This window comes from Paenibacillus zeirhizosphaerae, from assembly GCF_030705605.1.
Taxonomy (GTDB): Bacteria; Bacillota; Bacilli; order Paenibacillales; family Paenibacillaceae; genus Paenibacillus; species Paenibacillus zeirhizosphaerae.
The window spans coordinates 198,515-213,477 of sequence record NZ_JAPCKK010000001.1 but is presented as its reverse complement, the minus strand read 5'-3'; the positions used below and the strand labels follow the sequence as shown (position 1 = coordinate 213,477).

Annotated in this window: 11 protein-coding genes; 6 read left to right on the top strand and 5 right to left on the bottom strand. The window is 51.7% G+C overall.

The features are described from left to right. Positions 1-275 precede the first annotated feature (275 nt). The 4 genes from OIN60_RS01005 to recQ form a co-directional block, all read right to left on the bottom strand. Complete coding sequence (locus tag OIN60_RS01005) at positions 276-1,217, bottom strand: ring-cleaving dioxygenase (protein WP_305753002.1); 942 nt, start codon at positions 1,215-1,217, stop codon at positions 276-278. A 14-nt stretch (positions 1,218-1,231) separates the two neighbouring features. Continuing rightward, positions 1,232-1,852: a nitroreductase family protein gene (locus tag OIN60_RS01000; protein WP_305753001.1), complete on the bottom strand. Its 621-nt coding sequence runs from the start codon at positions 1,850-1,852 to the stop codon at positions 1,232-1,234. Positions 1,853-2,070: 218 nt separating this feature from the next. Next, complete coding sequence (locus tag OIN60_RS00995) at positions 2,071-3,867, bottom strand: B12-binding domain-containing radical SAM protein (protein WP_305753000.1); 1,797 nt, start codon at positions 3,865-3,867, stop codon at positions 2,071-2,073. A 25-nt stretch (positions 3,868-3,892) separates the two neighbouring features. Next, a complete protein-coding gene (gene recQ / locus OIN60_RS00990; protein WP_305752999.1) occupies positions 3,893-5,755 on the bottom strand; it encodes a DNA helicase RecQ in 1,863 nt (620 codons plus the stop codon). Between the two features lie 398 nt (positions 5,756-6,153). Here recQ and OIN60_RS00985 point away from each other — a divergent pair, with 398 nt between their 5' ends. From OIN60_RS00985 to OIN60_RS00960, 6 genes are all read left to right on the top strand, one after another. After that, entirely contained in the window at positions 6,154-9,141 is a 2,988-nt protein-coding gene (locus OIN60_RS00985) for an alpha-helical endospore appendage domain-containing protein (RefSeq protein ID WP_305752998.1), read from the top strand. A 112-nt stretch (positions 9,142-9,253) separates the two neighbouring features. Continuing rightward, positions 9,254-9,538, top strand: a complete 285-nt coding sequence (locus OIN60_RS00980; RefSeq protein ID WP_305752997.1) for a DUF4183 domain-containing protein — start codon at positions 9,254-9,256, stop codon at positions 9,536-9,538. Between the two features lie 281 nt (positions 9,539-9,819). After that, positions 9,820-11,262 carry a 23S rRNA (uracil(1939)-C(5))-methyltransferase RlmD gene (gene rlmD, locus OIN60_RS00975; protein ID WP_370872342.1) on the top strand — a complete coding sequence of 481 codons (1,443 nt, stop codon included), beginning with the start codon at positions 9,820-9,822 and terminating at the stop codon, positions 11,260-11,262. A 128-nt stretch (positions 11,263-11,390) separates the two neighbouring features. Further along, positions 11,391-12,359: a tRNA dihydrouridine synthase gene (locus OIN60_RS00970; RefSeq protein ID WP_305752995.1), complete on the top strand. Its 969-nt coding sequence runs from the start codon at positions 11,391-11,393 to the stop codon at positions 12,357-12,359. A gap of 52 nt (positions 12,360-12,411) precedes the next feature. Then, entirely contained in the window at positions 12,412-12,981 is a 570-nt protein-coding gene (locus tag OIN60_RS00965) for an SF0329 family protein (protein WP_305752994.1), read from the top strand. Between the two features lie 24 nt (positions 12,982-13,005). Then, positions 13,006-13,812: a class I SAM-dependent methyltransferase gene (locus OIN60_RS00960; RefSeq protein ID WP_305752993.1), complete on the top strand. Its 807-nt coding sequence runs from the start codon at positions 13,006-13,008 to the stop codon at positions 13,810-13,812. A gap of 313 nt (positions 13,813-14,125) precedes the next feature. Here the strand turns inward: OIN60_RS00960 and OIN60_RS00955 are convergent, their stop codons facing one another. Beyond that, positions 14,126-14,854, bottom strand: a complete 729-nt coding sequence (locus tag OIN60_RS00955) for a class I SAM-dependent methyltransferase (protein WP_305752992.1) — start codon at positions 14,852-14,854, stop codon at positions 14,126-14,128. Positions 14,855-14,963 lie beyond the last annotated feature (109 nt).

Genomic DNA, 14,963 nt, shown 5'->3' with positions numbered 1-14,963 from the left:
CGTATATTTTTTATGTCACCACCCATTATCCGCCTTTTCAGTCCCGCGTTCAATGCTGGCAAGCTGCTGAAAGCACTTATTCAGTTGCTCACCGGGACGAGCCTTTGACCTCCCTGCTTACGGTACGATAACCGACAAATTCGGGGTAACGTTTCACGTCTTTACAGAGGGCGAACAGCCTTAATGTCTTTGGATTGTCAATCCCAAGCCCAAAAACCCTGGCGCTGATCAAAGCGCAGGGTTCTTGGGCTTGTCCTCTTCATGATCAGATGTCCTTATTGATCCAGCTCTCTTACTTCAAAAGGAAGCAGAACCTCCTCAATTTCGCTTCTATGAGGTTCATATTGTGAAGGGAGCATCAGGTGTTGTCCCATCGTTTCCTGTGATTCGTCATGAGCGAAGCCCGGAGGGTCTGTAGCGATTTCAAACAAAATTTCTCCATGCTCTCTAAAATAGATCGCATTAAAATAATTTCGATCCTGCACCGGTGTGACTCTATAACCATTGTCCTCGACGTATTTCTTCCAGTCTAGCTGATCCTGATCGTCTTTCGCCCTCCAAGCAATGTGGTGAACGGTACCGACACCCATCTGTCCATGTCCTGTGGATGTAAGCTTAAGATCAATCCAATTCCCGAGATCCCCCACAGAACGGTAGCGAGCGATATCACCTTCTTTGCCGACAAATTCAAGCCCCATGACCTTCTCTAATAGTTCAGCCGTTTGATCGGGACGAGCCGACAGCAGGGTTGCTCCGCCAAAGCCTTTAATCGCTACATTAGAGTCAATGCCCCCAAAATCCCACGAATTGGGCTCCCCTTCTTCCCGCTCAACAATCTCCAGATGGAGTCCATGCGGATCATCGAACTCCAAGTACTGCTCTCCGAAGCGTTCCATTTTGATAAAAGGAACCTTGAAATGTTCAAGCCGTTGTTCCCAAAAGCTCATGGCTCCTTCGGGCACAGCATAAGAAGTAACCCCAACCTGGCCATCACCAATGGTCCCTTGGTGAGCATTAGGCCACGGAAAAAAGGTGATGATTGTTCCAGGTTTTCCGCCTTCATTGCCAAAATAAAGATGATACGTTCCCGGATCGTCAAAGTTAACGGTTTGTTTTACAAGCCGCAGTCCCAGCACTCCTGCATAAAAATCTACATTCTCCTGCGGATGCCCGACGATTGCAGTAATATGATGGATACCCATCGTTTTTTTACTCATCACATTCACCCCTATTACATATGAGTTACAAATTCATTAACCGGCTTCCGGTATCCGCGTGGTCTGCGGCTCTCCACTTTCTCTTTTCCGATGGTAATCATCAATACGATCTCCTGCTGGTCGCCAATATTCAGAATTTCTTTGACTGCTTTCGGATCGAAGCCGATCATTGGGCATGTGTCCCAGCCTTTATCCTTGGCCGCCATCATGAACAGCATGGCTGACAGCGACGCATTTCGGATCGCCTCATCTCTTTGAAATTCTTCTCCTCTTGATTCATAGGTCGAAACGGTGTCGTTGACCATCTGATCGTACTCCTGCTTATTGACCACCCCTAGGTGCTTAAGGCCTTCATAAATTTCAGATGCTTGCAGATAGGCCTTTTTATCACCCAGGACCACAATAACAGCAGAAGAGCTTTCCACTTTATATTGGCCGTATGCTGCTTTTTTAAGTCTTTCCTTATAAGCAGGATCAGTGATAGTTATGTAATGGGTATGCTGCAGGTTAAATGCCGATGGGCCCAGCTTCACCACCTCAAAAATCTCATTCAATTCTTCTTTCGTGATCGGATGATCCGGCAGAAAATTGCTCGCAGAGCGTCTTTCCTTCGCCACTTGTATAAAATCAGCCATTTCTTTCTCCTCCATCTCGGTTAGCTTTCATGTTATTTTGATTAGATGCCTGTTTTTTATCTTAAATTAAAGAATATTTATCATGAAGTAATAGTATTACTTTTATATAGTAATGTCAACAAAAAAATCCCTTCCGGCTGTAACAAACAATCATAGGGTCAAATGACCTTATCTGTTAGCCACCAGAAGGGATCATGATTCATCGAACACTATAACATTCAGATGACCGCAGCCTCTTTACCTAGCGCCATCGTGTAATACCACGGCTTTTGGTCTTCATTCTGTTGGTATACCACGATCAGGAGCGTACGCCCTTCGGCCGTCAGAGCGCTGCCGCCACCAAGAACATGCTCAAGCCGGAACGGCAGCATATCGACCACCGCGAATTTCTGCAGCTCCTTCTCCCCCATGCCCAGCTCGGTAAATGCCGGGGGTGCGAATCGTTCTCCTTCGACTGCCCGCACCGCATCCGGCTGCTGCGCCGCCAGCTTAACATACTCGCTGCGGTCACCCTTATCGATCGAAGCTTCCCACCAGATTTTACGCGGCTTATATTTATGGTTCAGGAAGTAGTCCAGCTTCATCAGGCCGAGAATAACATCCATTCTTTTCGTCTCACGCTGCCCCAGAAATGCATAGAGCCGGGTGAACAGATCCTCAAGCTGATGCCCGATCTTCTGCCAGCCTCGCTCCTCCCAGTAGTCTCCGAACTCCTGAAAGAAGTCGAACGCTGAAGCGAATTCCCGCTCGATCAGATAATGAAGCGTATGATCCATCCGATGGGCGTTCCAGTATTTCTCCAGCACATCCTCCAGGCGTTTCAAGCGGACAATATCGGCAAAAGACAGCACATCGTTGCTCAGCATTTCATACGGCGCGACATCCATATAAGTGTAGTTATACTTCTCGGCGTCCAGACGCAGCCCGGTGCCGCGCAGCATTTTGAGAAATCCGAGCTGCAGCTCCTCGGGACCAAGTGCGAACACATCGTTAAAGGTTTTACGGAACGTATTATAATCCTCCAGCGGCAGACCTGCGATCAGATCCAGATGCTGGTCGATTTTGCCGCTCTCCTTGACCTTCGTGACCGTGCGGGTCAGCTTGGCAAAGTTCTGCCGCCGCTTCACCAGCTCGTTCGTCGGGTCATTGGTTGACTGCACACCAATCTCGAACCGGAAGATGTCCGGCGGCGCGTGCTCTGCCAGATAATCCAGCACCTCCGGCCGCATAATGTCCGCCGTAATCTCAAACTGGAATACGCAGCCGCGGTGATTTTCGATCAGGAATTTGAACATCTCAAGGGCGTAATCCCGTTTGATGTTAAATGTGCGGTCGACAAATTTAATCAGCTTGGCTCCGTTATCGATCAGGTACAGCAGATCGGATTTGGTCCGCTCGATATCAAAATAACGCACGCCGACCTCAATACTGGATAGGCAGAACTGACAACTGAACGGGCAGCCGCGGCTGGTTTCGAAGTAGACAACCCTTTTTCCCAGCTCCGGAATATCCTCCGGGAACCGATGCGGACTCGGCAGCTCGTTTAGATTGGCCTTCGGCCGGCCCGGCATGAGGATGACCTCTTCACCCTTGCGGTAAGCAAGGCCGTACACAAAATGATACTTGCCCGCCCCCTCAATCTCCTGCAGAAGCTGATGAAACGACTCCTCCCCTTCACCCATGACGATGAAGTCAACATTCTGCAGCCGATTCATCCAGTATTCCGTATCATAGGAGACCTCCGGCCCTCCGAGCACGATCTTCACGTCAGGCATGACCTTTTTCAATATATCAACGACCTTGATCGTCTCTTCGATGTTCCAGATGTAGCAGGAGAAGCCAATCACGTCCGCTCCGCGCCGGTACAGGTCCGAGATGATGTTCATCACCGGGTCCTTGATTGTATACTCCGCCAGCTCAATGTCAAAATCACGTTCGCTATATGCCTTCAGACAGCGGATGGCGAGCGAGGTATGAATATACTTCGCATTTAAAGTAGACAGAATGACTTTCATGGGTCACGACCTTTGCGTGGATTGTTTAAAAATCGTCGTCATATACCGGCACGGGATCGCCCGTCTGGTTCAGGAAGAAATCCAGGAACGGTTTCCCGTACTTCCGGAATTTCACCTCGCCGACCCCTTTGATACGCAGCATATCCGCTTCGCTCTGCGGATTGGCCACACTCATTTCCCTCAGGGTGGCATCGTTGAAAATAATATAGGAAGGCACATGCTCCTTCGCTGCCAAGTCACGGCGGATCAAACGAAGCTGCTCAAATACCGTCTCATTGACTGCCGACGGATAAGCATCCCGGCTGCGCCGGCCGCCCGCACCGCCAGAAACGGCGGTCGCATGCCGCACGATACGCTGCATGACCTGCCGCTGTCCCTTCAGCACCTCCGCAGCAAGCTGCTGCAGCCGAACAACCGGATATTGTCCTTCACTGAGGGACAGATATCCCTCCGAGATCAGCACGTTGATAATCTCTACTATCTCCTTCTCGGTGCGGTTGCCCATAACACCGTAGGTCGGCAGGCTGTCAAAGCCGTACTGCAGCACCTTTTTGTTACGGGAGCCCTTCAGCACAGCCGCAACCATCGTCGCACCAAACCGTTCCCGCATGCGGTGAATGCAGGAAAAGATTTTCTGCGCATCCACCGTCATGTCCACGAGCTCGCGCTCATCAGTGCAGGAACTGCAATTCCCGCACGGCGTGTCATCATGCGCTTCGCCGAAATAATCCAACTGCGCACTGCGCAGACAGCGGGTCGTATAACAATAGTCGACCATCTGCTGCAGCTTCCGGTAGTCGTTACGCTTGCGTTCCTCATCCTGCGGGTTCTGCTCAATCAGGAATTTCTGAGTCACAATATCCTGCGGCCCGAACAGCAGAATGCACTGGCTCGGATCGCCGTCACGTCCGGCCCGCCCGGCTTCCTGAACGTAGGCTTCCATGTTTTTCGGCATATTATAATGCAGCACATACCGCACGTTCGATTTATCGATGCCCATACCGAAGGCATTCGTCGCTACCACGACCTGAATATCGTCATACAGAAAAGCCTCCTGACTTTCTGCGCGCTCATCATCGCTCATTCCGGCATGATAACGCCCAGCCGCAAGACCGGCATCACGCAAGCGCTGGTACAAATCATCGACATCTTTCCGTGTCGCCGCATAGATAATGCCGGCCTCTCCGGCACGCTCACGCACATAGTTCATGATATAAGCCTTCTTGTCCTCACCCCGGAGCACATGAAACGCCAGGTTATCACGACCAAGACCAGTGACAAACGTCCCGGGCTCACGCAGCCGCAGCAAGCGTACAATATCATCCATAACCTGCGGTGTCGCCGTTGCCGTGAAGGCAGCCAGGATCGGACGCTGCGGCAGACTGTCCACAAACGGGGCCACAGCCAGGTAGCTTGTCCGGAAATCATGTCCCCACTGCGACACACAGTGCGCTTCATCCACAGCAACGCAGGAGATCGGTAACTGGGACATCTCCTCGCGGAACCAGTCCAGCTCCAGACGTTCCGGCGCCACATACAGCAGCTTCAGGTCTCCGCGCTGCGCTCGCCGGATGCGGTCATTCACTTCCCGGCCGCTCAAGGTACTATTAATGAAAGCAGCCTGAATGCCCATGGCAGTCAGTGCATCCACCTGGTCCTTCATCAACGAAATCAGCGGGGATACAACAAGCGTGAGTCCGTCATGCAGCAGCGCCGGAATCTGGTAGCAGATGGATTTCCCCCCACCTGTCGGCATGATCCCAAGCGTATCGCTGCCCCGCAGCAAACTCTCTACAATTTTCTTCTGTCCTTCCCGGAAATCGGGATATCCGTAAAACTTGATCAAAAGCTCGCGCGCCTGTTCCAGACCCGGTGCTTGCACGTTCATAGTTCATAACCCCTTATAATCCAGCGTGAATAACGCCAATAAACCTCTCGTTCACATGCTAAGCTGCTTTTGCAGCCTAAACAGCCAGTACAAGTTATTGTCCCATCAATGCGACATCATTTCAATAGGCAGCGGAACTGGGCAACCGGCCGCAGCCCGCATGTATCTCTAGTTTAGCGGGCTTCGAAAAAATGGGCAACCATGCCGCACCGCTGTCTCTTCAAAACACGAGTTTCTTTTCAACCCCTTATTAGGTGCCGCTGATGCTCAGACGACATAGTATACATTATTTAATTAAACGGCTAACTGCTAAGGAGATTGCGTTAGCGTTTATGAAGAAAAAACCATAAAAGCACCGAAGAAAAAGGAAAATACAATGATGAAAAGGAGGCTATCAAGTGTCACAATCCAATATGCCTAACATAACCCCTGATATATCCTTAACCAGAGATGATGCTATCAACTTGCTGATATCTTCTATAGCTCTTGAAGAGCTTAGCCTAAGCCACATTCTTAATGCAGAAGGCGAAAAGCTACAATATGTGCTTGGGACGCTACCGGGTTTTACCGGGTCGGCTCCTACAGTAAGCGAGCTTTTGGCCGTCAACGATAGTGTCAGAAATATGCTGAAGGATGTAACCAGAAAAGAATGGGTATTGCAAAACAAGCTGGATAGTATTTTATCCGCACCAAATTCAATTGGTCCAACAGGTCCAACAGGTCCGACGGGCGGACCTGCTCCAGGAACATTCCTGTTTTATGTTAATGGAACAACCGGTTCCGCTACGGTGGGGGTCGGAGAAAGTGTTAACTTTTTTTCCGATACGCTGTCAATCGAAGTCACACAAGGTTCAGCAAATGTGCGCATAGAAACGCTGATTCCAGCAACAGGACCAACGGGTAACACAGGACCGGCGGGACCTACAGGGGGCACAGGCACTACTGGGGCTACGGGGACGACCGGAGCCACAGGCGCGACCGGCGCTACTGGAGCTACGGGCGACACAGGGGCGACCGGACCAACGGGCGACACGGGCGCGACCGGACCCACAGGGGACACGGGCGCGACTGGACCCACAGGAGACGCGGGCGCGACTGGACCCACAGGAGACACGGGCGTGACCGGACCCACAGGAGACGCGGGCGCGACTGGACCCTCGGGCGGCACAGGCGCGACCGGACCAACGGGCGACACGGGCGCGACTGGACCCTCGGGCGGCACAGGCGCGACCGGACCAACGGGCGACACGGGCGCGACCGGACCAACGGGCGACATGGGTGCGACTGGAGCCACGGGCAACACAGGCGCGACCGGCGCTACGGGAGACATCGGCGCGACCGGACCCACAGGAGACGCGGGCGCGACCGGACCAACAGGAGACGCGGGCGCGACCGGACCCACAGGGGACGCGGGAGCTACTGGACCCACAGGAGACGCGGGCGCGACCGGACCAACGGGCGACATCGGCGCGACCGGACCAACGGGAGACACGGGCGCGACTGGACCCTCGGGCGGCACAGGCGCTACGGGACCCTCGGGCGACATCGGCGCGACAGGCGTTACTGGAGCCACGGGACCGACGGGCGCAATTGGACCGACAGGACCATCTGGCGGACCACCCGGGCCAACAGGCGCTACGGGAGACATCGGCGCAACCGGACCCTCGGGAGACGCGGGTGCGACTGGACCCTCGGGAGACACGGGTGCGACCGGACCCTCGGGCGGCACAGGCGCGACTGGACCCTCGGGCGGCACGGGCGCGACAGGCGTTACTGGAGCCACGGGACCGACGGGCGCAATTGGACCGACAGGACCATCTGGCGGACCACCCGGGCCAACAGGCGCTACGGGAGACATCGGCGCAACCGGACCCACGGGAGACGCGGGTGCGACCGGACCCACGGGAGACGCGGGTGCGACTGGAGCCACGGGCGGCATAGGCGCTACTGGAGCCACGGGCGACATGGGCGCGACCGGAGCTACGGGCGACATGGGTGCGACCGGACCCTCGGGCGACACGGGACCAACAGGCGCGATCGGGGCTACGGGTGACACCGGAGTAACCGGACCGACAGGCGGTACAGGACCGACGGGAGCCACCGGCGACATCGGACCCACGGGCGATGTTGGGGCCACTGGAGCCACGGGACCGACGGGCGCGATTGGACCGACAGGACCATCTGGCGGACCACCCGGGCCAACAGGCGCTACGGGACCGACGGGGGACGCGGGCGCTACAGGACCCTCGGGCGACATCGGCGCTACTGGACCCACAGGGGATATCGGCGCGACAGGACCCACAGGGGACATCGGTGCGACCGGACCCACGGGGGACGCGGGCGCTACTGGACCCACGGGCGACACGGGCGCTACAGGACCCACAGGGGACATCGGTGCGACCGGACCCACAGGGGACGCGGGCGCTACTGGACCCACAGGGGACATCGGTGCGACCGGACCCACAGGGGACGCGGGCGCTACTGGACCCACAGGGAACATCGGCGCGACCGGACCCACGGGGGACGCGGGCGCTACTGGACCCACGGGCGACACGGGCGCTACAGGACCCACAGGGGACATCGGTGCGACCGGACCCACAGGGGACGCGGGCGCTACTGGACCCACAGGGAACATCGGCGCGACCGGACCCACGGGGGACGCGGGCGCTACTGGACCTACAGGGGACATCGGCGCGACCGGACCCACGGGGGACGCGGGCGCTACTGGACCCTCGGGCGACACGGGCGCGACTGGACCCACAGGGGACATCGGTGCGACCGGACCCACGGGGGACGCGGGCGCTACTGGACCCACGGGCGACATCGGCGCTACAGGACCCACGGGGGACGCGGGCGCTACAGGACCCTCGGGTGACATCGGCGCGACCGGACCCACGGGGGACATCGGCGCGACCGGACCCACGGGGGACGCGGGCGCTACTGGACCCACGGGCGACATCGGCGCGACCGGACCCACAGGGGACATCGGCGCTACAGGACCCACAGGGGATATCGGCGCGACCGGACCCACGGGCGACATCGGACCGATCGGACCGACAGGACCAACCGGACCTTCCATAACCAGCATTAGTATCATTCCTACAGCGACCAGATATTCTCTTATTCCCCCAAGTGATGCGAGTTTATCTGTTCCTGTAACGTACGCCGCAACCCAGTTCATTGATGATTCCGGTAACCTGGCCGCAACATTCAGCGGACTTGGACCAAACAGCTACAACAACTTATTTATCAACGGAATCTTGCAAGAGGGAAGCTTCTATAATGTAACTTCATCTGCATTAACATTAAATAACGGGGGAGGGACCCTTTATGCCGGAACTCCAATCACTTTAGTAATTGTAAACTTTACTGCCCTTATCACATAACAAGTCCGGTTATCTAGCAATCTATAAAAACACACTTTTAACCTCGTTCTTTTGCCGTCTCTTTCTCTCTTTGCCAAACATATCTTGGTATAGAGAAAGGAGGTGAGTCACAATGCCAATAACTCCTCCCTTCCAGGCCTCCAGAAAGTTCGCTTCTACAATTGGAGCCGGAACCGGAACAGGTCCGACGTTCGCCGTTGCCGCAACCACCTTTACAAATGATGCCGGAGCGGCAGCAACAGCTTTTCCAGCCTCTTTTGCTTACTACGTTCTCTATATCAACGGTGTTATTCAATTAGCCGACACTTCAACGATCTCGACGACAACGATCACTATACCTGGCGGTGATGCACTTGACGGAGCAACACCTCTGCTGGTAGAATTTGTCGTCACTTAAGGTTTAGCGTAAGAAAGTACCGGTTATCTTGTTAAGATAGCCGGTACTTTCTATTTATACGTAGATCATCAACCGCTAACGCAAGCTTCCGTTAAATGTCGTACATAGCATTCCGCCTGCTCGCATGGTATAGTGGACGCGATACTACAAAGGATGGAGATATTACCGTTATGGGTGAACAAAAACGCCCCCGTAAGGGAGCCCAAACCTATGCACAACCAAAAAAGCAATCTCAGCTAAAAACACATACAGGCAAAAACAATGCCAATACGGGTGCCAAGATGGTCTCTTCCGGCCCCAAGCCAAAAGGGACATACACACAGCCCTTCTCCCGCAAACCCGCAGGTGCTGCTGATGCAGAGGAGCTGCGCTCGGACGACCGTATCGTCGTCACAATCAAACGGCTCGGCATCAACGGAGAAGGTGTCGGATATTACCGCCGCAAGGCCGTTTTTATTGACGGGGCCCTTAGCGGGGAAGTCGTCAAAGCCAAAGTGATTGATGTTCAACCTAAATTCATTAAAGCAGAATTGACCGATATTGAGAAAAGGTCCCCTCATCGCATTGAGCCCCCCTGCCCCGTATTCGGCGTCTGTGGCGGCTGCCAGATCCAGCATCTTTCTTATGAAGGCCAGTTGGAGGCTAAAGCGGATATCATACGCGAAGCGTTCAGGCGTTATGCCGGGCTGGAGGATATACGGATGAAGCCGGTGCTGGGTATGGAGCATCCGTGGGATTACCGTAACAAAGCACAGTTGCAGCTTACCCGCCGCCAGGGTGAGGTCATTGCCGGGCTGTATGAAGCGGAAAGCCATGATATCGTGGACATCAGCGGCTGTCCGATCCAGCATCCGCAGGTCAATGAAGCCGTGGAAAAAGTCAAATCCGTGCTGGAAGAATTACGGATTCCGCTATACAAAGACAACGGCTCCCGCGACGGTGTCCGCACCATCGTTATCCGTCATGGCTTTCAATCCGGCCATCTGCAGGTGACACTGATCACTGCGAGCAACCAGCTACCGCGCAAGGATGACCTTGTCCGCCTGCTGCGCCTCACGCTGCCGGAAGTGACAGGCATCTCCATGAACGTGAATCCAAAGCGCACATCGCTCATTTTTGGCGATAAAACGACTACGCTCTGGGGAGCGGGAGCCATGCAGGAATCACTCGGCGACCTGGAGTTCGCCCTGTCTCCACGCGCATTCTTCCAGCTCAATCCGCAGCAGACGGTCAAGCTGTATGAGAGCGTCAAAGTTGCGGCTGGCCTGACCGGGCGTGAAACCGTTGTGGATGCTTATTGTGGGACAGGCACCATCGGTTTGTGGCTGGCCCCTTACGCCAAGGAAGTCAGGGGCATCGAGGTCATTCCGGAAGCCGTCGAGGACGCCAAACGTAATGCGGAGCGCAACAACCGGACCAACGCCTCCTTCTATGTTGGAGAAGCGGAGGAACTGCTGCCACGCTGGGTGAAATCAGGCTTCTCCCCTGACGTCATCGTTGCCGACCCGCCGCGTACCGGCCTGGACCGCAAGTTTCTGGACACGATCCTGCGTACGAAGCCGAAGCGCTTCGTCTATGTATCCTGCAACCCTTCTACTTTGGCCAAGGATTGCAAGGTGCTGCTGGATGGTGGGTATTCGATCGAGTGGGTTCAGCCTGTCGACATGTTCCCGCAGACCAGTCATGTGGAGTCAGTGGCATTGTTAGTGCGAAAGGACAAATAATACGAAGATCTATCGTTTGATATACGTTGTTTACATGCTGTAAGTGAAGAAGAAGTAAGAGCATGAACAGATTAGTTTACCGTTTCGGGATAAAGAGTTGTACAGATATTCATAGAGAGGTTTTTGACATGACAGATCATTTTTGGCTTGATTTACCACGGCCTTTCTTTATACTGGCGCCCATGGAAGATGTGACGGATGTTGTTTTTCGCCATGTCGTAAGTGAAGCAGCCAGACCGGATGTGTTTTTTACGGAGTTTGCGAATACAGAAAGTTATTGTCACCCGGAGGGGAACCATAGTGTGCGCGGGCGTTTGACTTTTACAGAGGATGAACAGCCTATTGTAGCTCATATCTGGGGAGATAAGCCGGAATACTTTCGTCAAATGAGCATCGGTATGGCGAAAGAAGGGTTTAAAGGCATCGATATTAATATGGGGTGTCCTGTAGCGAATGTAGCAGAAAATGGGAAGGGAAGCGGTCTGATCTGCCGTCCTGAAATTGCAGCGGATATCATCCAGGCCGCAAAAGCCGGGGGACTGCCCGTTAGCGTAAAAACAAGGCTCGGTTTTAGTGCCGTAGACGAATGGCGCGGCTGGTTAACCCATATTTTGAAACAAGACATTGTTAATCTGTCCATCCATCTGCGGACAAGAGAGGAAATGAGTAAAGTAGATGCTCATTGGGAACTGATTCCGGAAATTAAGAAGCTTCGTGATGAGGTGGCGCCAGGTACACTTCTGACCATTAACGGGGATATCCCTGACCGTCAGACCGGCTTGCAGCTCGCTGAGCAATACGGTGTGGATGGTATTATGATTGGGCGTGGTATTTTTCATAATCCATTTGCTTTTGAGAAGGAGCCGAAGGTTCACAGTAGCAGGGAATTGCTTGATTTGCTGCGGCTGCATCTGGATCTCCATGATCAATATTCAGCACTGGAACCCCGTTCGTTCAGGCCTCTTCCCCGCTTCTTTAAAATATATGTCCGTGGATTTCGAGGGGCAAGTGAATTAAGAAATAGCCTAATGAACACCAAGTCTACAAGTGAAGTACGTGCGCTGCTCGATGAATTTGGAAACAAGGAACATGACTAGGCTGAGGAATTCGGAACCTTATTCAGATTCTAATAGAACTTAGGGGGGTTATATGTCCTGGAGCAAATTGAAGCAACAACTTGAGAGCTTTCTCAGTCCTGCGTTAAATGGAAGGGTGGAATACCGCGCACCAGGGTACCGTTATTTACCTGATAAATCAGGTATTTGTTATATTTCGGTAGATAAAAAGAACATACTCAGGATGAGTGATAAAACCAGCTTCATCAGATGGTATCAAACGGAGCAGGAAATTAAGAATGACCCAGCTATCCAAATTCCTATCACCAGTGACGACATTGAAGCGGTCAAAAAAGATACCAAGGGGACAGTGCCGGAGGATCGTCTAATAGTAATTGTTCGAAGCAGAAAAACATCAGAATATGCAAAAGAGCTTTTGTCAGCACAGGCCTCATTAAGTAAATCAAATTTTACCGTTGTGGCTAATAAGTTCTTATCTACCTCTGTAGAGGAGAGCATAGAGAGCAATGATATCTTGTTGAATATTTTAGCATTGGTGGACCGAAGAATTGGAAAAAAGCGGATTTTAAACATGTCCGAGAAGATGAAGTTAAAGCATCCAATCGTGCAGTATTTTTATGAATTACGGCGTAATACGTTATGAAGTATTTAAGGCAGGTGTTATCAGATGGAAAACGTTATTGATTATTATTCCCATTTTGACGAGTGGGGTAGGTTGGATAGGGAACCACTAGAGTTTATCATTAACTGGCATTACATTAAAAAATATCTACCTCCCCATGGTAATGTATTTGACAATGGGGCAGGACCCGGGAAATATTCAATGGAGCTAGCGAAGCTAGGATTTAATGTAACTCTTTCTGACTTAACACCTAGACTAGTTGAAATTGCTAAGAAGAAGGCAAGCGAACTGGGCTTAACGGAACACTTCAACGGCTTTCATGTGTTAAATGCTATAAACTTGGACGGATTACCCAATGAGATGTTTGATGCTACTTTGATGTTAGGACCTCTTTACCACTTACAAAGGGAAGAAGAACGGATAAATGCTGTAAGAGAGTTGTTTCGCGTTACAAAAAAGGGAGGTATCATTTTTGTCGCTTTTCAAAGTAAGATGAGAATGACAATAACTTCCTTGCAATATCCACAGCACTGGAAGCCCAATGACACTATGGATTCAATAAAAGAGTTCCGCGATACTGGGATTTTTAATCACGTAGATAAGGGACGATTTACAGGAGCATATTACTTCAACATCAATGATATTAAGCCCTTTATGGAAAGCCAAGGATTTGAAACAGTTGATTTGATTGGTTCTTCTAGTATTGGTGGAATAATAAGTAATGAACAAAGGCAGTCTTGGGAAGAAAAAGGTGAGTCGCAGAGTCTGATGAACTTACTTATTGAACTCGCTAAGGACCCTTCCGTCTTGGGAATATCGTCTCATTTGTTGTATATCGGCAGAAGGAAATAAACGAACCCCCAATAGAACCAGTTTAACATTGAGCAAACACCAATCCTGCGGACACATATATGTTTATTGTCACTGTCTACTCGTCACATGTGGAGTGTTGCTCACTGTTAGTCAGGAAGGACAATTAAATCGGAGATATATTGGCGAAAAAAAAGCAAAGAGGGGCGGCCAACCGCGGCGAACCCCTCATTTTTGTTCGAATATGTACAATAAAATAACATTAATTACGAGCGGATATAAACTGTAATATGCAGTTGGATAATGCAAATGCGTTGCAAAGTTTAAGTCTTTTCCACCCCTACCATGGGATTCCCTATTTTTTCCTAGTACCCGAAAGAAATAAAAATAACGGGATTCTCAGCCTGCGTTCATACGTCTCTTCGCTTATGAAGTTCTTTCTTATAGGTCTGGATTCCCTTAGCTGTTCTATGATAAAACCTGCTTCTTGCAGGGCTATAAAATAATCTTCAATGGTACGATGATACTTATGGACTGTACCGCCTAGCCATTGTTGTTCTCGATAACCATCTACAAAATAATTGTCTACAATCCAATTTGTTCTGGTTCCAGATGGTTGAAGTGTAGATGTGATGATAGGATGTTCGACAGAAAATATAAACTTCCCGTTTGGTTTCAGAGTCTGATGGATTCTACGGAAAACACTTCTAATATCTTGTATGTAGTGAATAGCAAGCCTTGAGAGCACAAGATGAAAGGATTCATGGGGGTACTCCCAATCTTCAATCATGGTTTGAATAACCATCCCGTTGTATCCTTCTAAAGTCTTCGCGGCAACTTGAACCATATTGTGAGAACCTTCAATGCCAATATACTCCGTACAGCCCTTATTGAATAGTTCGATGCCGAAACTAGCGTCACCACAACCTAAATCTAAGATTTTCATTCCTGAGACATCACCAAGAAGTTCCCATACGACAGGCTTCTCCAAAGTATCATTTGCGTTCTCTTGCCCTTGCCGCCGCTCCATATAATTCTCAAAGTTGCTATCGTTATCGTAAAATTTAGAACCATAGTAACTCATACAGCGCCTCCCAAAGTATTTCCCTAAATTATACCATGGCGAAGAAGAACTTTATGGAGTGCTGCTCATTGTTAGTTTGGAACGGGAAGTGAAGATGCCTTGCCACTCT